The sequence below is a fragment of the Desulfomonilia bacterium genome (assembly GCA_036567785.1).
Lineage (GTDB): Bacteria > Desulfobacterota > Desulfomonilia > UBA1062 > UBA1062 > DATCTV01.
In genome coordinates this window covers 1-17761 of the sequence record DATCTV010000048.1, presented here as the reverse complement: position 1 = coordinate 17761, position 17761 = coordinate 1, and the positions used below count along the sequence as shown (strand labels likewise).

General features: G+C 46.4%; 14 protein-coding genes and 1 pseudogene. 13 read left to right on the top strand and 2 right to left on the bottom strand.

The genetic code is table 11. The annotated features are described in order from the left end of the window. Positions 1-195 precede the first annotated feature (195 nt). The gene (locus tag VIS94_13470) at positions 196-807 is read left to right on the top strand and encodes a hypothetical protein (GenBank protein ID HEY9162080.1); all 612 of its coding nucleotides are present in this window, start codon (positions 196-198) and stop codon (positions 805-807) included. A gap of 35 nt (positions 808-842) precedes the next feature. On the opposite strand, the gene serC is transcribed toward VIS94_13470, so the two are convergent. Beyond that, positions 843-1928 (bottom strand): 3-phosphoserine/phosphohydroxythreonine transaminase, encoded by a 1086-nt coding sequence (gene serC / locus VIS94_13465; protein ID HEY9162079.1) that lies wholly within the window; start codon positions 1926-1928, stop codon positions 843-845. A 192-nt stretch (positions 1929-2120) separates the two neighbouring features. On the opposite strand from serC, the gene VIS94_13460 reads away from it, so the two are divergent. Continuing rightward, entirely contained in the window at positions 2121-3215 is a 1095-nt protein-coding gene (locus VIS94_13460; protein ID HEY9162078.1) for an efflux RND transporter periplasmic adaptor subunit, read from the top strand. A gap of 245 nt (positions 3216-3460) precedes the next feature. Beyond that, positions 3461-4147: a MerR family transcriptional regulator gene (locus VIS94_13455; protein ID HEY9162077.1), complete on the top strand. Its 687-nt coding sequence runs from the start codon at positions 3461-3463 to the stop codon at positions 4145-4147. Position 4148: 1 nt separating this feature from the next. On the opposite strand, the gene VIS94_13450 is transcribed toward VIS94_13455, so the two are convergent. Beyond that, a complete protein-coding gene (locus VIS94_13450) occupies positions 4149-6149 on the bottom strand; it encodes an FAD-dependent oxidoreductase (protein ID HEY9162076.1) in 2001 nt (666 codons plus the stop codon). Between the two features lie 381 nt (positions 6150-6530). Between VIS94_13450 and VIS94_13445 the strand changes: the two genes are divergently transcribed. From VIS94_13445 to VIS94_13400, 10 genes and pseudogenes are all read left to right on the top strand, one after another. Further along, positions 6531-8780 (top strand): hypothetical protein, encoded by a 2250-nt coding sequence (locus tag VIS94_13445; protein HEY9162075.1) that lies wholly within the window; start codon positions 6531-6533, stop codon positions 8778-8780. A 171-nt stretch (positions 8781-8951) separates the two neighbouring features. Then, positions 8952-10088 carry a hypothetical protein gene (locus tag VIS94_13440; protein HEY9162074.1) on the top strand — a complete coding sequence of 379 codons (1137 nt, stop codon included), beginning with the start codon at positions 8952-8954 and terminating at the stop codon, positions 10086-10088. A 23-nt stretch (positions 10089-10111) separates the two neighbouring features. Then, on the top strand, positions 10112-10783 hold the full coding sequence (locus VIS94_13435) for an HAD family hydrolase (GenBank protein HEY9162073.1): 672 nt from the start codon (positions 10112-10114) through the stop codon (positions 10781-10783). A gap of 21 nt (positions 10784-10804) precedes the next feature. After that, a complete protein-coding gene (locus tag VIS94_13430) occupies positions 10805-11356 on the top strand; it encodes an SGNH/GDSL hydrolase family protein (protein ID HEY9162072.1) in 552 nt (183 codons plus the stop codon). Positions 11357-11456: 100 nt separating this feature from the next. Next, the gene (locus VIS94_13425) at positions 11457-13388 is read left to right on the top strand and encodes a potassium transporter Kup (GenBank protein HEY9162071.1); all 1932 of its coding nucleotides are present in this window, start codon (positions 11457-11459) and stop codon (positions 13386-13388) included. 27 nt (positions 13389-13415) lie between these two features. Beyond that, positions 13416-15320 (top strand): potassium transporter Kup, encoded by a 1905-nt coding sequence (locus VIS94_13420; protein ID HEY9162070.1) that lies wholly within the window; start codon positions 13416-13418, stop codon positions 15318-15320. 229 nt (positions 15321-15549) lie between these two features. Further along, a complete protein-coding gene (locus tag VIS94_13415; GenBank protein ID HEY9162069.1) occupies positions 15550-15783 on the top strand; it encodes a CopG family transcriptional regulator in 234 nt (77 codons plus the stop codon). After that, complete coding sequence (locus VIS94_13410) at positions 15770-16027, top strand: type II toxin-antitoxin system RelE/ParE family toxin (GenBank protein ID HEY9162068.1); 258 nt, start codon at positions 15770-15772, stop codon at positions 16025-16027. Before VIS94_13415 ends, VIS94_13410 begins: the two co-directional genes overlap by 14 nt. 37 nt (positions 16028-16064) lie before the next feature. Continuing rightward, on the top strand, positions 16065-17363 hold the full coding sequence (locus VIS94_13405) for a hypothetical protein (GenBank protein ID HEY9162067.1): 1299 nt from the start codon (positions 16065-16067) through the stop codon (positions 17361-17363). A 260-nt stretch (positions 17364-17623) separates the two neighbouring features. Next, positions 17624-17761, top strand: a pseudogene (locus VIS94_13400) (IS3 family transposase).

Below are 17761 nucleotides of genomic sequence, written 5' to 3'. Positions count from 1 at the left end.
ACTGCCTTTTCCTACTATCATTTAGCTTCACTTTTAAGTGCTCCTCCCTTTTTGTCTTCAAGCAACAAAAATAGGAGCACTTATCCTATCTTACGTCAACTGCTTCAGATTAAATCATATGGCTAACGCAAAATGTGGGTTTATTATTTGAGAGCAAAATGACGTTAATAAAGATATGAAAAACGGGAGGTCTTTATGTCCAGATCGTATGTTTCTTTACTTCTAATATTGATTTTTCCGGCCCTTAGTTATGCCGGTGATTCGGATACATTCAGGAATCCATGTGCCGGCATCAGCATTACGAAGCCTGCAGACTGGCTTTATATGGGTATAGACCAGAATTATCAAAATCTGAAGAATTCAAAAATGAAGGATGAAGAGCTGAAAAAGCTCTCGCTCAGGATGGCTGATGTGCCGATGATAGTCATTATGAAATACCCTGAACCCTATAAAGACCTGAACCCTACGTTTAAAATCGATGCAAAGCCTGCAGGGCAATACAAGGGGACAAATCCTAAAAAGATACTGTCCGCCATGACTGCCTCCATGGGGGATTTCTTTGACGGCTTCAAGATTATTAAGGGACCTGTGGATGCTAAAATCGACGGGATGAGCGGGGCTTATATCCGCTTCAATACAATTATGAAAACTGAGGATGGACAGTCGTATCCTTCATGTTCGGAAATATGGGTTATTCCCCGCGGTGATCATGTCTTCATGTTCAGTGCGAACACAAGGCAGGACGAGAAGAACTGCAAACGGGATGAAATCAGAAAGATCATTGATTCGATTAAGATTGACAGATAGAAAAGGGCGGAATCCAATTCCGCCCTTATTAAAGTTTATGAATGGCTTTTTTCAAACTTGACCATGAAATCCGCCAGTTTCTGGGCACCTTCAACCGGCAGGGCGTTATACATCGAGGCCCTTATTCCTCCAACGGAGCGGTGGCCTTTGAGGCCGATAAGATTTATTTTGGCTGATTCGGCAAGAAATTCCTTTTCAAGGTCTTCGGTCGGGAGCCTGAACGGGATGTTCATCCTGGATCTGGAATTCTTCTGGACGGTTCCCTTGTAGAAAGAGCTGTTGTCAATAACATCATAAATTATAGCTGCCTTTTTGTTGTCGATCTTTTCCATCTCCGTCAATCCGCCCAGGTCAATGATCCATTTCATGACTTCATGGACAACGAAAATAGCCACACATGGAGGTGTATTGTAGAGGGAATTGTTTTCAGCATGTATCTTGTAGTCAAGCATCGTGGGAATATTTTCCGGGGCCTTGCCTATAAGGTCTTCCCTTATGATTACAAGAGTTACACCGGCAGGACCTGCATTTTTCTGTGCGCCTGCGTAGATGAGTCCGAAATCGGATACATTGATCTTTCTGGACAGGATATCAGATGACATGTCACATACCTTGGGGACGCTGCCGGTATCTGGAAAACTCTGCCACTGGGAACCGTATATAGTGTTGTTCGATGTGAGGTGGCAGTATGCCGCGTCTTTTGTAAGCTTGAGTTCCGATGGTTCCGGAATTCTTACATATTTTTCTTCTTTGGTTGAAGCGGCTATATTTACTTTGCCCACTTTCTTTGCTTCTTTGATAGCCTTTGACGACCAGCTTCCGGTATCTATATAGTCTGCAATCTGGCCTTCTCCGAGCAGATTGAGCGGCACCATTGAAAACTGAAGACTGGCTCCTCCCTGCAAAAACAAAATCTTGTAGTTATCAGGTATGGAAAGAACTTTCTTTACGAGAGCTATTGTGTCGTTCAACAGTTCTTCGAATGGTTTAGACCTGTGACTCACCTCCATGATGGACATGCCAGTTCCGGCGAAGTTGAGGACAGCTTTGCTTGTGGCTTCCAGAACCGGTTCGGGAAGAACAGCCGGGCCTGCGTTGAAAATGTACACATCTCTACCCATAATGATTTCCTCCTGCATTATTGTTAAATATTTTATATACTCAAAGAATTGTTAAATATAAAGATGAAAAAAGAATTAAATAGAATCAACTAGATAAATGCGGTGCTTGACGGATTTGCATTAAGCTGGCAACCTCTGTCCTAGAATTGAAAACGAGCCTTGCATCTGTCTGAATATCCCGGAGGTATAGGTATGAACAGAAGGGCTGTAATAATTGGCATATCGATAATAGCTGCAGTTATTGTAATAGTTTTAGTAAGCAACGCTCTTATGAAAAAGGCTGTCCCGCTGAAGGAGCCACTTCCTGTGGTACCGCAAAAGATTGTCAATTTGAATAAACCGCAGATTCTAATATCGGATGAAGACCAGAGATTAATGGGCATAAGGAAAACTGAAATTAACAGACTCAAATTCGGAAAGACAGTCAAGGTACAGGGGAAGATTGATTATGACAGCGAAAATATTTCCGAGGTTGAAACAAATATTAAAGGAGTTGTTGAGTCGGTTGTTGCCGAAGAGGGCAAATACATAAAAAAAGGTGATCTGCTGATAGAAATAAACAGTCCGGAGATCCTCGCAGCCCAGCAGGAGCTGATTGCCGCGACCAGACCCGGTTCTTTATCAGAAGCTGAAGCGGAGACTGCCAGAAAAAAACTCAGGCAGATGGGTATAAGCGATGAACTTATAAGCCAGATTGAAAAGGCAGGCATATACTCAAGAAATATTAAAATCATGAGTCCGGTTACAGGGTATATAGTTAAGAAATTTATAAATAAGGGAGATTCAGTTTCAGAAGGAAACAAACTGATTACAATAGCGGATCTGAGCACTGTCATGTTCGTAGGAGAAGTAGCTGATGCGGATATGCCTCTTATTAAAAAAGACGAGGAAGCGGAAATACTGATCGACGCCTATCCGAACAGGATATTCAAAACAAAGACAGAAACCGTCATTCCGTCAGGGGTTATAGGCAAGCTTTCAAAGGTAAACATGCGCATCTCAAATTCTGATAACGGTTTGAGGCCTGGGATGCAGGGATCTGCTGAGATTAAAATTGATATGGGAACCAGGCTTGCCGTTCCTCTGGAGTCAATAATCGACAAGGACGGACGCAAAGTTGTTTTTGTTGAAACGGGCGGAGGAAAGTTCGAAGCACGGACGATAACAACAGGCATCAGTTTCGGTTCGCAAGTTGAGGTGACTGGAGGGCTGAAGGAAGGCGAGCTTGTTGTTTCTTCCGGCGTTACGAAGGTCGATTCTGAGGCCGAGCGACAGAAGTCGCACTGATCGCAGCGATAGCAATTGGACAGAAAACAGCTTTATACTTGGGCATACCGGCTTGCTGTCTTTACGATAGTATATAATTTTCTCATTTGAAAAAGCCGGGGGCAAGGCTTGAAGCAATTCCTGCTGCCGGTCTGACAGCTTGCATTCATAAACAAAAATGAAAACGCTTATTTCCCTGTCATGTTTTGACACCGTCTTCTCAATGGTATATCAAAAGTACAACTTCACACTCTAAAGAGGGAACCTTGGGAATAAAGATAAGCGAAATTTCAAGAAAGAGCGGAGTGGCCGCATCGACCATACGCTATTATGTCAGGGAAGGGCTGCTTCCCGAACCTGAAAGAAAAAACAGGAACATGTCCTACTATGACGAGGCATGCATTGAAAGGATTAAGACAGTCAGGCATTTCCAGGAAAAGAAGTTTTACCCGCTAACCGTCATCAGGAATATCATGAGAAGGATAGATGACGGTATGAGTGTTTCAGAAGCGGAGGCGATCGAACATGCAGTTTTCGGTGACGGGACTGAAACTCTAACCAGCCGGACTGAATTTCTCATCAAGACCGGTCTGATGGAAGACGAGTTGAAAGAGGCCGAAGCCGCCGGACTTCTTATGCCTTTTATGCAGGAAGGCAAAAAAAGGATGTATGATGCCGACGACATAAGGTTCGGCCGCATAATTAAAAGGATGAGTGAACTTGGTATTAATATCAGAAAGCTTGATTTTTATGTCCAGATCGGCCGGGCGCTCATGGATCATGAAATGGCCCTGAGAAAGGATGTCGTAAAGGGCAAATCAAAAGAGGAAAATATCAGGATAACATCAGAAATTACGAAGTCTGCCGACACCATAAGGGGATATGTCTTGAAAAGGCTCTTCCAGCGTACGGTTGAAAATAATATCAGGAAGAGCCTGTTAAAGAACAAATAGTTCAGCTGCTCAGTTCCCTTGCTGCAAAAAAACCCTCCCTGATCGCATCAATGGCCTTTCGAGGCTTCTTGGCGTCTCCTGCTATAATCACTCGGGTCTTTTTATCGAGCTTTGAGATGAGGCTGTTTTCACTCTGTGTTCCTGCTGCAATAACGACCGTATCGCAGCTGATTGATTCCTGTATGCCACCGCTTTCGACAATTATGCCGTCAGGCAATATTCCGGCAACTTTGGTATCGGTCATGGTTTCAACGCCATAACGTTTCAAGAGCTGGAGTTCCACCCATCTTGTGGATATGCCTATATCGGCTCCAAGTCTCGGGAGCATTTCAATAAGCCGGACTCTTTTTATGCCCGTTGTCGCTGCCTTACGTAAAACTTCAGTTTCTTCTGCATCATTAAGGAAAAGAAATGCCAGCGTGTCATTGTCTATAGTGCCTTTCTTTGCAAGATATACGGCAGTTTCAATTCCAACGGCGCCCCCTCCGATGACGACTATGTCTTTTCCCGTATCCGCCTTGCCTGAGAGTACATCCCATGCCATTACCACGTTCCCATTTTCAATGCCCGGTATAGGCGGGATAAGGGGCTTGCCGCCGCAGGCAAGAATCACTGCATCAGGGTTTTCCACTGCTATGGTTCCGGGATCTATTTCTGTCGATGTCCTTATATCGCATCCTGCATCAACGGCCTGTCTAGCCATGACTTCTGCCAGCTTGGCAAAATCCCTTCTTTCTTCCAGTGCGCCTGCGATTTTCAGCTGTCCGCCCAGTTCGCACGACTTTTCATATAGAGTAACCCTGTGCCCGCATAAAGCGGCTTCTTTTGCCGCAGCAAGACCGGCAGGTCCGCCCCCTGCAACGATAACCTTCTTGGGCAAGGCTGTTTTCAGAGAAAGGGACAGCTCATTTTCCCTTCCAGCCCTTGGATTGACCATACATTCAACAGGTTTAAGCGAGAATACATGGTCTAGGCAGCCCTGGTTGCACCCGATGCATGGTGTGATTTCGTCGAATCTCTCTTCCAAGGCTTTTGCCGGCATGTAAGGGTCGGCTATCAGTCCTCTTGCAAAACCTATGAGGTCAGCCGAACCCCGTACAAGTATGTCTTCTGCAAGGCCAAGACTCGTTATCCTGTTACATGCAATTACAGGTCTGTTTACCGCGCTTTTTATTCCCTGCGCCAGATATGCATATGCCCCCGGAGGTACTTCCATTGGTATCTGCGGCACTCTCGTCTCATGCCATCCGCCGGTTACATTAAAGGCATCCACGCCCGCCCTTTCCAGTTCCAGGGCAAATAAGCGTGATTCCTTATTCGTATTGCTTCCCGGGACGAAATCATTTCCGCCTATCCTGAAGATCACAGGATAATCAATTCCGACGGAATCGCGGACCGCCCGAGCTACTTCAAGACCGAAGCGCATCCTGTTTTGAATGTTTCCTCCGTATTCATCCTTTCTGAAGTTGGTGACCGGCGACAGAAACTGAGAGATTATATAGCCGGCCGAGGCGATTATTTCGACTGCATCAAATCCAGCAGCCTTTGTCCTTGCGGCAGCGGCTGCGAAATTGTTTATTGTTCGTTTAATATCATCGATGCTCATTTCTCGAGGGACCTCTTTTGTCAGCCTGGAAGCCACAGGCGAAGGTGCTATGGATTCCCTGCCAATCAGGGGTGAGAATGCATACCTGCCTGCATGGTAAAGCTGAGCGGCGATCCGGCACCCGTTTATTCTGACAGCGTTGGTAAGTTTTCTGAGTCCGGGAATGAATTCATCACGGCTTATGCCTATAAGTTCGCTTCCGCCGCTGTATTCGTCGATGCCGCATCCCCCGACGATTATAAGCCCCGCACCTCCCTTGGCCCGCTCGGAATAAAATGATGTAAGCCTTTCAGTGACATATCCGTCAGGCGTATACATGAGATGCATGGCCGGCATCACGATCCTGTTTTTTAACTCCATTCCGCCGATTCTTATGGGGGTGAACAATTTGGACATAATTGCCTCCATCTGTAGCATATTAAGTTAATGTTTAAAGTAACACTTTAAACTTAATACCATAAGTGGTATTTATGTCAAGGCGCAAATACAGGAGGTATATTTGAAAGGATTAAGCTTTGCTTTTTGAATAATGGAATAATATTCTATTGCTTGAAAGAAAGAATATTCCACTTTTTACCTTCTGTGTGGTATTATGCTGTGTTAATACAAACATTTGAGATTGGCATATTTATTGATATCAATATCTTAAATATTGGAAATTAAGACGCCAAATATTATGATAACGGGGATATGCATATGAGAATACAGTATTTATGCAAAGATATTCGAGAGAATCCTGCAATATTTGTTTTAATTTTCATGATGTCATTACTTCTGATGTCTTGCAGCAACAGCCCTTCCGGCACCGACAGTCCATTGACCGAAGAAGCCTCCAGTCAGGACAACAATTATCCGAAGACCGACAGGACAATCTATGATTTTGCAAACGGATGCTTCACTGTTTTTTCGCCAGCAAACGGCAGATACCTAGAATCAGCAGGTTCAATTTATTCGGCGGAAACGGGTGATGAGGCCGAAGCAGAGGTTTTTTTCATGAAGCCTTCTGCGCTTGGTGTCTATATTTTCCAGGACAGGAGGGGGCGTTATCTCGATGCCTGTGACGGTTCGGCAGTAATAAGCTATCCCGATCCGAGAAGCAGCTCCGAATGGGAGCTTCAAAAGATCGAAAGCGGTGTATTCGCAATCAAGTCCAAAAGTACTCAGAAATGGCTTACTGTAGCCGCATCGGGAAAACTCCAGCTCGCTGACGTCATGGATTCTTCGTGCAGCTTCTTGATTGAGCAGGGAAAGGGATGCAGTACATTCCCGGAATCAGAGGTTAACGCAAAGGTTGAGTTTCCTGCTAACCCCGCAGGTGATAAAATCATAGGCTTTGCCGATCCCCATGTTCATATGACTGGCAACGAAGGGTTCGGAGGGAAGGTCGTGTGGGGGAAGATGTTCCATCCTCTGGGCATAACGAAAGCATTGCCGGATTGCGCGGAGTTGCACGGTAAAAACGGCAGCAAGGATCTAATCGAATCGGTGGCAAACGGCACTACAGAACATGACACTAGCGGCTGGCCGGATTTCAAGTACTGGCCGGGTCCTGACTCTCCGACACATCAGATGGTATATTACAAATGGCTCGAGCGATCCTGGTCTGCCGGATTAAGACTCATGGTAAATCTCGCAGTCAACAATGAAGTATTATGCAAGATTGCTGGCCAGTTGCCGGGCTATACGTGTGATGACATGAATACAGTTGACAAGCAGCTTGTTCACATCAAGCAGATGGAACAGTATATAGATGCTCAATGCGGGGGTCCCAGCAAGGGCTGGTTCAGGATAGTCTATTCACCCGAAGAGGCCAGAGAGGTTATCAGCAGGGGAAAACTCGCTGTAATACTGGGAATAGAGGTCGCCACGATCTTCAACATAAGGACTGACATCGATAGGATTAAATCAGATAAGGAAAGGGAAGCTGAAATTAAAAAAGCCCAGGAGATAATAAGGACACAGCTCGATTACTATTACAGCCTCGGAGTGAGAAGCATCTTCCCGTTACACGGCTTCAATAATGCCTTCGGAGGTACAGCTATGTTCGTTCCCGGAATCTACAATCTCGGGAACAAGATAAGGAATAATGAACATGAATATTTTAAACCATGTGAATGTCCTACACCTGAAGAGTATCCTGACCTGCTTTCGCCCTTGGAAGTATTTACATACAAGGAGCTTTCCATAACGTATCCGGAAGGGTCCAACCCGTTTGTCACCTCCCTGTTCAATCTGTTGGGAGTTGTGTTGCCTGTTTACCCTGAATATCCTGAAGGGAAGGCATATTGCAATTCAAGGGGCCTTACCGATCTCGGAAAATTCTTTATAACTGAGATGATGAAAAGAAAAATGATAATAGAGATCGATCATATGAGTTTCAGGACATTAAACGGTTATGTGGATGATAGGGTTCATGAAGGTGTGCTTGAAATTGCAGAAGATAATGACTACCCTCTCGTTTCCAGCCATGCCGCTGTTGTTGAAGGAAAGGGGGATGAGGCCAGCAAGTCTATTGATGAGATCAGGCGCATACACAGGCTTGGAGGGATTGTTGCGCCGATACTGATACAGGGTGATGAAGGAATTAAAAACAAGTACATCAATGGACCCCACTGCAAGATATCATCAAGGAACTGGGCTAATGTATACAAGTACATTTGTGATGTAATCGAAGAAGATGGAGATTTTGTAGGTGTCCCCCTGAGCACGGATGTAAACGGTTTTGCTACCGAGCCCTCGCCCCGTTTTGGAGAAAAGGCTTGTTCGGGTACAGGGGAGCAGGAGAACGAAGCGCCAAAGGTCTCATATCCTTTCGCGCCATATGCCGGAACAGGAATTATAGACCATCTGAGAACCGGGAACAGGGTGTTCGACATAAACTATGACGGTCTGGCAAATTATGGCCTGATACCTGATTTTATACAGGAAGTCAGGAATGTAGGTCTTACCGATGAGGACCTGAAGCCCCTTTTCAATTCCGCCGAAGCCTATATAAGGATGTGGGAGAAGATCGAGGCCAGACCATGAAAATATAAGCTCTGTTCGAATAAGCAATGGCTCAAGCCGGTCAGGTCTTAAAATCCAGACCGGCTTGAATTCAGAATATCTCATTTATTATATCCAATAGGTGCTTGCTTCTTTTATTTCTTGGTAGTATCTCTTTGACTTCATATCTTCCGCAAGGGGCAGAATTTTATTATGGGCAAAAATTCTATAGAGATAAAGACTTTAACCTCTTCGAATACAAAAGAGGCCATGGATTTCATCAAAGTGCCTTTTCCCATCTATGAAGGAAACAGCTGCTGGGTTCCATGGTTCAATAATGACATGAAACAGTTCATAGACAGAAAGCACCCGGTTTTCGAGCATACCGAGGGTGAGTTTCTGACGGCATACAGGAACGGTGTTCCCTCAGGAAGGATATTTGTATTTGAAAACGGCGGATACAACAGGACACACAACAAGAACAGCGCATACTTTTTTTTCTGCGATTTCATCGATGATCAGGAAGTTGTTAACGCGTTCATGGAAGAATCAGTCAACTGGGCCAGGAAAAGAGGGCTTGAAAGTATAATCGGTCCTATCGGTTTTGGCGGGGTATCCGGCTGCGGCTACCTTGTTCATGGATATGACAAACGTGCCGCCATGACGATGATGATGTACAACCACCCATATTACAATGAACGAATCGAGGAATTCGGTTTTAAAAAGTATCTGGACAACTATTCCTACATCCTGCCTACATCGGCAGAACTTCCACAGGTCATAAAAGACGCAGCCGACAAGCTTCTGAATAAGGGCGGATTCAGTATTTTGCAGGCGAAAAACAAGAAGGAGCTCGCAAAATGGGCGCCTTCAATAGTTGACGTATTCATAAGAACGCTGAGCGACCATGCAGGGAATTACAAGCTTACGCCCAAAGAAATCGACTGTGTCGTCAAATCACTCATGACGGTCGCGCGTCCGGAGCTCATAAAGGTCGTGCTTCACAGTGATAAAGTGGTGGGTTTCCTGCTGGGGTTTTATGACCTTTCCGGTGCTATTCAGAAGAGCAGGGGAAAGCTTAATCCCCTGTCCATCTTCAGGTTGTTGAGGGAATATAACAGAACCGACATACTTCTGATAAACGGTATGGGCATCCTGCCCGAATATCAGGGAACCGGCGCCAACATGCTCCTTTATTCGGAAATGGAAAAGACCATACGCGCGCATACAAGATTCAAAAGCCTGGAAATGGTCCAGATTCAGGAAGTGACGGCCAGGATGCTGAGCAATGTAAATACGCTCAGAGGAGAAATAGCAAAGATTCACAGGATGTATGAGTACAAGCTGTAAGAAACCTGATAGCCTGTTTTCGTATGAGTAAGACAGCCGCCCTTTTTGATATGGATCACACCCTCATATGGGTAAATTCCGGTCACTCTTCCGTTGTGCTTGCAAAAAGAATGGGACTGGTAAGCTTGAGCCACCTCTTGACCGGCATATATAAGATTCTGCTCTACAGACTCACGCTGCTCGAGATAGACGAATGGTACGAAGCGAATATAAGCATGCTCAAGGGCCTTAGTGTGGAAGACATGGATCTGTTTGCCGACCTCTGGTTCAAAACGATGGTCAAAAATCACCTCTATAAGGAGGGTGTGGAACTGATCAATGAACACAGGAGAAAAGGACACAGGCTTGCAATTGTCTCGAACGGTCCCGAATTTTTTGTCCGGGCCCTTGCTAGGGCGCTCGATGTGCCGGAAATCATAAGTACTCGCCTTGAGATCAAGGAGGGCCTTCTGACTGGCAGACTTGTAAAACCGTTATGCTACGGCGAGGGCAAGCTTAAATACACGCTCTCATGGGCAGAAGAAAACGATATAGACCTTGGCAGCAGCTATTTTTATACAGACTCCAATTTTGATCTTGCCGTCATGAGTTCCGTCGGCCATCCTGTCGCCGTGAATCCCGATTTCAGACTGAAAAGACAGGCAAAATTAAACGGCTGGCCGATTCTTAACTTTAAGAAGATCTCAGCATTTTGAGAACTCGAGACTGAAAATAAAATGCGTATTCTTATAAGGGGAGGAAGCATTGCTGCCGGACACGGTGTACTGAAAGGGTATGCCGACATACTGAAGGAAAAATTGTCGGCATCAGGAATAGAACTTATTAACCGATCCCGTTACCGTGAGACAAGCTTTGAAGGAGTCTGGTCATTCGATGAAGACATCGAACCTTTCAGGCCGGATATTCTGTTACTTAATTTCGGCATCGACGATGCATTCAGGCCGGTTTACCGTTCCGAATTTCAGGAAAACCATGTCCGGATGATCAGGCGTGCAAGAAAACTCTTTAATCCGCGCATCGTTCTGGCAACATCTCACACATTTGATGACCCTTATGAGATGGATGCCGTAAACATCTATTACAGGTCTCTCAGAATCGTTGCAAAAGACCTTCTTTGCGATCTCGTCCCGATAGACTTTTTATGGGCCGGTTATATCTTTGAAAAAGGCCTGATAAGTTCAGAATTGTGCCTTGCCGATGCCCGTTATCCCAATGAAAGAGGCCATGAATTATTTGCTGATTTTATTTATGATTATCTCAAGATTTAGCCACCCGGAAAGAACAGCATCCGGACCGGTTCAACATTGACACCCTGCGGTTTATGGTGCTAAAGCCGGCAATGTATGCACATATCTGCAGGGCAGAACCGTGAGCGATAAGACAGAACAAGGGGGCAAAACTGAAGACCGGCCCCATGAATCCGAGGGGCGCAATCCTGCGGGTCGCTTGATTCCGCTCGTGATAGGCGCCCTGGGAGTTGTTTTCGGAGATATCGGTACCAGCCCGCTCTATACCTTAAAGGAATGTTTCAGAGGTTTTCATCCCATAGCCGTAAACCATTTGAACATAATGGGGATAACATCGCTCATATTCTGGTCTCTTACGATGGTCGTCAGTGTGAAATATGTAAGCTTCATCCTTCGTGCCGATAACCACGGGGAAGGCGGCATTTTTGCACTTCTAGGCCTTACGTCATCCGACAGGAACAGCAGATTTCCCAGATTCAATGCGGCTATTGTGATGACAGCAATAATAGGCGCCTCACTGCTTTATGGAGACGGAATCATAACGCCGGCAATATCTGTCCTCTCGGCCATTGAGGGATTGAGCGTTGCGACGGTCGCCGCGGATCCTTATATAGTACCGCTGACCTGTGTGGTACTTTTCGGAATTTTCATGTTTCAGAGAAGGGGAACGGCGAGAATAGGCTATGTATTCGGTCCTGTAATGATCGGCTGGTTTGCCGCCATTGCCTTATTGGGGCTGGTAAACATAACAAAGTTGCCTTCGATTCTCTATTCGCTGAATCCAGTTTATGCTGTGCGTTTCTTCGCAGAGCACCGTTTCCATGGAATAATAGTAATGGGTTCTGTCGTCCTTTGCATTACCGGAGGCGAAGCGCTTTATGCTGATCTCGGACATTTCGGAAGGCGACCCATAAGGATGTCATGGTATATGATAGTCTATCCTGCACTCATATTGAACTATATGGGGCAGGGTGCGCTTCTTTACTCAAATCCGGCGGTTGCCGACAACCCGTTTTACGGGCTGGTTCCGAGGCCCTTCTTGTATCCGATGGTATGCCTTGCAACTTCGGCTGCTATCATCGCATCGCAGGCCATGATATCCGGGCTGTTCTCTCTTACACAGCAGGCAGTGCAATTCGGCTTCTGTCCCCGTCTGAGAATCAAGCACACATCAAGCCAGAAGGAAGGCCAGATATACATATCCGGAATCAATTACGCACTCATGATAGCATGCATTGGTATTGTGTTGATATTCAAACGGTCTGCAGGGCTGGCTGGTGCATACGGCATAGCGGTTACACTCACAATGGTCATTACTACGCTGATGTATTATGTAGTGCTGACCAGGACATATAAATGGTCCAGGATAAAGGCCCTTCCTGTTATTGCCTTATTCTTCGTGATAGATACGGTCTTTGTCGCAGGCAACCTTTTCAAGATCAAGGACGGCGGCTGGTTCACGTTGATGGTGGCCGCCATCGTAATAGTTCTGATGACAACATGGAAGGACGGCAGGGAAATGCTCTCCAGAAAGCTGCTGTCAATGAGGTTTCCACTTGACATGTTCCTTAAGGATATTGCTTCGCATCCGATTACCAGGGTCAGGGGTACGGCTGTTTTCATGACAGTTTCCCCGGTCGGAACACCGCCGGCTCTTCTCCATCATGTAAAACACAACCAGGTGCTCCATGACAGGGTGATACTTCTTTCAATAAGAACCTCTGATATCCCGGAGGTTGAAAAAAAAGACCGCATTACACTGACCGCTCTCGGACAGGGGTTCTATCAGGTAATTGCCGATTACGGCTTCATGGAGTATCCGAACATACCCGAAATAATGAGGCTTCTTGGGAAAAAAGGGATTGAAACGGATCCGGCCAAGACCACATATTATCTTGGCAGGGAAACGCTTCTGACCGGTGGCGATTCCAGTATGATGAAATGGAGGAAGACGCTCTTTGCCTTCATGTCAAGAAACGCTTCCAATCCCACGATATTCTTTGGTATACCTCCGAACAGGGTTATTGAACTCGGAACGCAGATAGAAATGTGACAGAAAAAGTGGCAGGAGTGACCCGGTTTGGATATAACAAATAATGCGGGAAATATTCAGCCTGAAGGCTTCGCTGCAAAAGCCGCACTCTGTATCGGAGCGCTTGGCGTAGTTTTCGGCGATATTGGCACAAGCCCGCTTTACGCCATAAAGGAATGCTTCCGGAGTTCTCATAATATAGGCCTTACGCATGTCAATGTCCTGGGGGTTATTTCCCTTGTCTTCTGGGCGATAACCATAGTCATAAGCGTAAAATACGTGACATTCGTACTCAAGGCTGACAACCACGGAGAAGGCGGCATATTCGCTCTTCTGGGACTTACATCTGCAGGGAGCGAACAGCTTTTACCCAAGTTCAGGAAGTATCTCGTGATAATAGCCATATTCGGTGCATCACTCCTTTACGGGGATGGAGTTATAACTCCCGCAATATCGGTGATGTCGGCCATCGAAGGGCTCAATGTTGCAACCACTGCGGCACAGAGATTTATCGTTCCGTTAACCTGCATAATTCTGTTCTTGCTCTTTTTTCTCCAGAAACGGGGAACATCAACCATCGGCAGGATTTTCGGCCCGGTCATGATATTGTGGTTCCTTGTGATAGCCGTTCTCGGGATAAAGGAAATATTCCATTATCCCGGCATAATCAAAGCAGTCAATCCACTGTACGCCCTTAATTTCTTTTTCACCAACAGCATCCACGGCATAATCATCCTCGGTTCGGTCGTCCTTTGCATTACCGGAGGCGAGGCACTGTATGCAGACCTGGGCCATTTCGGAAGACCCACAATAAGAAGGGCATGGTTTTATGTCGCATATCCTGCGCTGATACTGAATTATTTCGGGCAGGGCGCACTGCTTTTAAACAATCCTGAGACAGTGGCCAATCCATTTTACGGACTTGTCCCAAAACCTCTTCTTTATCCTATGGTCGCACTTTCAACCATTGCTACGATAATTGCCTCTCAGGCCATGATTTCAGGCATATTCTCACTGACACAGCAGGCTGTACAGCTGGGTATCTGTCCGAGGCTCAGGATCAAGCATACGTCATATTTTCAGGAAGGCCAGATTTACATCTCTGGAATCAACTGGGCCCTTATGATTGCCTGCATAGGCGTGGTGCTTATTTTCAAGGAATCAAGCGGCCTGGCGGGTGCCTACGGGGTTGCGGTGACATTGGACATGACGATTACTTCCGTTATGTTTTTCATGGTTGCTAGGCATACGATGAAATGGCCCAAAAGAAAGGCCGTCCCGCTACTCTGCCTGTTCCTGATGTTCGACCTCGCCTTTGTAAGCGGAAACTTATTCAAGATAAGCGAAGGCGGATGGTTCACCCTTCTGGTTGCAGGGATTGTGATGACACTGCTGACAACATGGAAGGACGGCCGTTCTCAGCTTTCACGGAAGTTGAATGAAATAAGACTGCCGCTTGACATGTTCCTGGAAGACGTATCGAAGAAAAAGCCTTACCGTGTCGAGGGGACGGCCGTGTTCATGACGGTCTCTCCCACTGGTACACCGCCTGCGCTGCTTCATCATATCAAGCACAACAAGGTCCTTCATGAAAAGGTGATACTGCTCTCCATTAAGACGTCTGACATACCCAGCGTGCCTAAAAAAGAAAGGGTGGCGATCGATAACCTGGGAAGCGGGTTTTACAGGATAATCGCAGACTACGGCTTTATGGAGTCGCCAAATGTGCCGGATATAATGAAGCTTGCGGGAAGGAAAGGTCTTGAGACCGATCCGGCTCAGACGACGTATTATCTGGGCAGGGAGACGCTGCTGACGGAGGGGACTTCAAAAATGGCAACCTGGAGGAAAGCGCTTTTTGCATTCATGTCGAGAAACGCTTCCAATCCGACCATATTCTTCGGCATACCGCCGAACAGGGTTATTGAACTGGGGGCCCAGATCGAACTCTAACACAGGGCTTTATAACTTTGCATCTCTGCGTCGCTTCCTTGCCTTGTCACTGCGGCGTACGTAACTGAGTACGCCTCATTCCTCGGCTGCGTCACTCCTTGACCTGCCTTGTTATAACGCCCTGTATTGTTCACCATCCTTCGTGAGGTTCTTGAAAATCACTTGAAATGTTTATTGCCGTTATAACGTTATAACGCTATAATGCCATAACGCTAAAGGAGGTGATAATATGAGCACGGCAGCCATGAGAGCCACCATATATCTGGACCCTGAATTACATAAGGCACTCAGACTCAAGGCCCTTGAAACGTCGCAGTCCCTCTCAAAGCTGGTAAACGAAGCCATTAGGGAATCTCTGGCCGAAGACGCCGAAGATATCGCCGCATTTGAAGAAAGGGCAAAAGAGCCGCTTATCAGCTATGAAGCAATGATCAAGAGGCTTAAGAAAGATGGCCGGATATAATATTTTCTTCAAGGAATCTGTCGAGAAGGACTTACGCGCAATACCGAAGAAAGATCTTCAAAAAATTCTATCCCGCATCGAAGCTCTTGCAAAAGATCCGAGACCGCCAGGGCACGAGAAGCTTTCCGGACAGGAAAAATATCGCATCCGTCAGGGACGATACAGAATTATCTATTCTATTCAGGATAGGGAGCTTACCGTCTGGGTGGTAAAGGTAGGGCATCGAAAAAATGTTTATCGCTGAAGTGAATTATATTTTCCATCAATCCGGGAAGCGGAAAATGAAATTGGGAAACATGACGGTTCGCATACTGAAGACGTGCCTGTGTCTGATTCTTTTTGCTGTCCTTTTCACCTGCGCCGGCTGCGGATTTTCAAAACTGAAGAAGGACATGTCGTTTGTTAAGGGAAATTTCTGCTTCATAAAAGGTGATGTCGGACCTCAAACAGATGCAGTGAAGCCCGTTATGGTTGTCCTATGGAAAGACGGTGACCCGAAAAGGACAGTTCTGCGCTACTGGTTCATGCAGGGAAGGGGCGGCTTTCAGTTTATGGCGAACGCCCCCGGCGAATACAGGATGATGGCCTTTGAAGATGAAAACGGCGATATGGAACCTGACGGACAGGAGCCGTTCGGCTTGTACCCGGATAACGGCTCGCTCAAGGTGAAGCCGGATCAGAAAGTTGAGGGGATTAAGATAATAATGGGAGCAATGGCAAGGGAAGATATGCCCGCCATAACCGTAAAGACGCTCGGAATGGGATTGTCTGCAAATGATCCCAAACTTAAGGTCAGTCTCGATGAGGTTACGACACTTGATAACCCGCGCTTTTCTCAGGAAAATGCAGATATGGGCCAATGGGAACCGAGCCGGTTCGTTCGGGAAGTGGGCGGAGGCGTCTTTTTCCTCGAGCCCTATGATCCTTCTCGCATGCCTGTCCTCTTTGTCCATGGTGCGAACGGCTCTCCCAGGGACTGGCGCTATATCATCGAGCACATGGACAAAAAGCGCATCCAGCCGTGGATGGCATATTATGCCAGCGGGGTGCCTCTGGATACGACCAGCGAAATGTTTTACAGGGCGCTCACCGAGCTTCAGGTGAAATACGGGTTTAAGCAGATCGGCATTGTGGCCCACAGCATGGGTGGGCTGTTATCAAAAGGCATCATCAATGAGATGATAAACCGTAAAAGCCCTGTCGGTATGCCTCTTTATGCAACGATATCGACGCCGTGGGGCGGGCATGAAGCAGCCGAAATGGGGACGAAAGACGCCCCGGAAGTCGTACCCTCCTGGTGGGATGTGATACCGGGCAGCCCCTACATTGAAAAGCTCTGGAAAACGCCCCTGCCTGATGACATGCGTTATTACCTTCTCTTCGGCTTTTCAGGCAAAGAGAGCCTTATGCTTAGCCGCAACAACGACGGAGTGGTCGACATAGCAAGCGAGCTCGATCTCACCGCGCAAAAGGCCGCCACCGGGATAAGGGGGTTTAATGAGGACCATAATTCGATACTTAAATCTAAGGAAGTGGTGGAGTACCTGAATTCCATATACAGGTCGTTAAGGGCGTTATAACTTTGCATCTCTGCGTCGCTTCCTTGCCTCGTTACTGCGGCGTACGTTTAAGTACGCCTCGTTCCTCGGCTGCGTCACTCCTTGACCTGCTTTGATTCGGGCTATTGTTGGCCCTTACCCTTCGGGCGCATCTTCGATGCGTCAATTTTTGTGAAGCGAAAATTTGTTATAACGCCCTGTTATATCAGGTAAATTGTATTCTCATATACAATGTTTTTTAAAAAAACACATAAAGTTGATTTTTTGAAGTTATAGGCAAGCAATGCGAGCTTATCGGGCTCAACCGGTCGAATCTTTATTATAAGCCGGTTCCGGAATCCGAAGAGGATATCCGGATAAAGAATATGATAGATGAGATCTACACGGATAAACCGTTTTACGGATACAGGAAGATGACG

Bases quoted from the DNA above. Each gene is read 5' to 3' on its own strand.
- VIS94_13430 (HEY9162072.1), top strand. From the start codon at position 10,805: ATGCGTATTCTTATAAGGGGAGGAAGCATTGCTGCCGGACACGGTGTA.
- VIS94_13470 (HEY9162080.1), top strand. From the start codon at position 196: ATGTCCAGATCGTATGTTTCTTTACTTCTAATATTGATTTTTCCGGCC.
- VIS94_13410 (HEY9162068.1), top strand. From the start codon at position 15,770: ATGGCCGGATATAATATTTTCTTCAAGGAATCTGTCGAGAAGGACTTA.
- VIS94_13415 (HEY9162069.1), top strand. From the start codon at position 15,550: ATGAGCACGGCAGCCATGAGAGCCACCATATATCTGGACCCTGAATTA.
- VIS94_13440 (HEY9162074.1), top strand. From the start codon at position 8,952: ATGGGCAAAAATTCTATAGAGATAAAGACTTTAACCTCTTCGAATACA.
- VIS94_13435 (HEY9162073.1), top strand. From the start codon at position 10,112: ATGAGTAAGACAGCCGCCCTTTTTGATATGGATCACACCCTCATATGG.
- VIS94_13445 (HEY9162075.1), top strand. From the start codon at position 6,531: ATGTCTTGCAGCAACAGCCCTTCCGGCACCGACAGTCCATTGACCGAA.
- VIS94_13405 (HEY9162067.1), top strand. From the start codon at position 16,065: ATGAAATTGGGAAACATGACGGTTCGCATACTGAAGACGTGCCTGTGT.
- VIS94_13450 (HEY9162076.1), bottom strand. From the start codon at position 6,149: ATGTCCAAATTGTTCACCCCCATAAGAATCGGCGGAATGGAGTTAAAA.
- VIS94_13460 (HEY9162078.1), top strand. From the start codon at position 2,121: ATGAACAGAAGGGCTGTAATAATTGGCATATCGATAATAGCTGCAGTT.
- serC (HEY9162079.1), bottom strand. From the start codon at position 1,928: ATGGGTAGAGATGTGTACATTTTCAACGCAGGCCCGGCTGTTCTTCCC.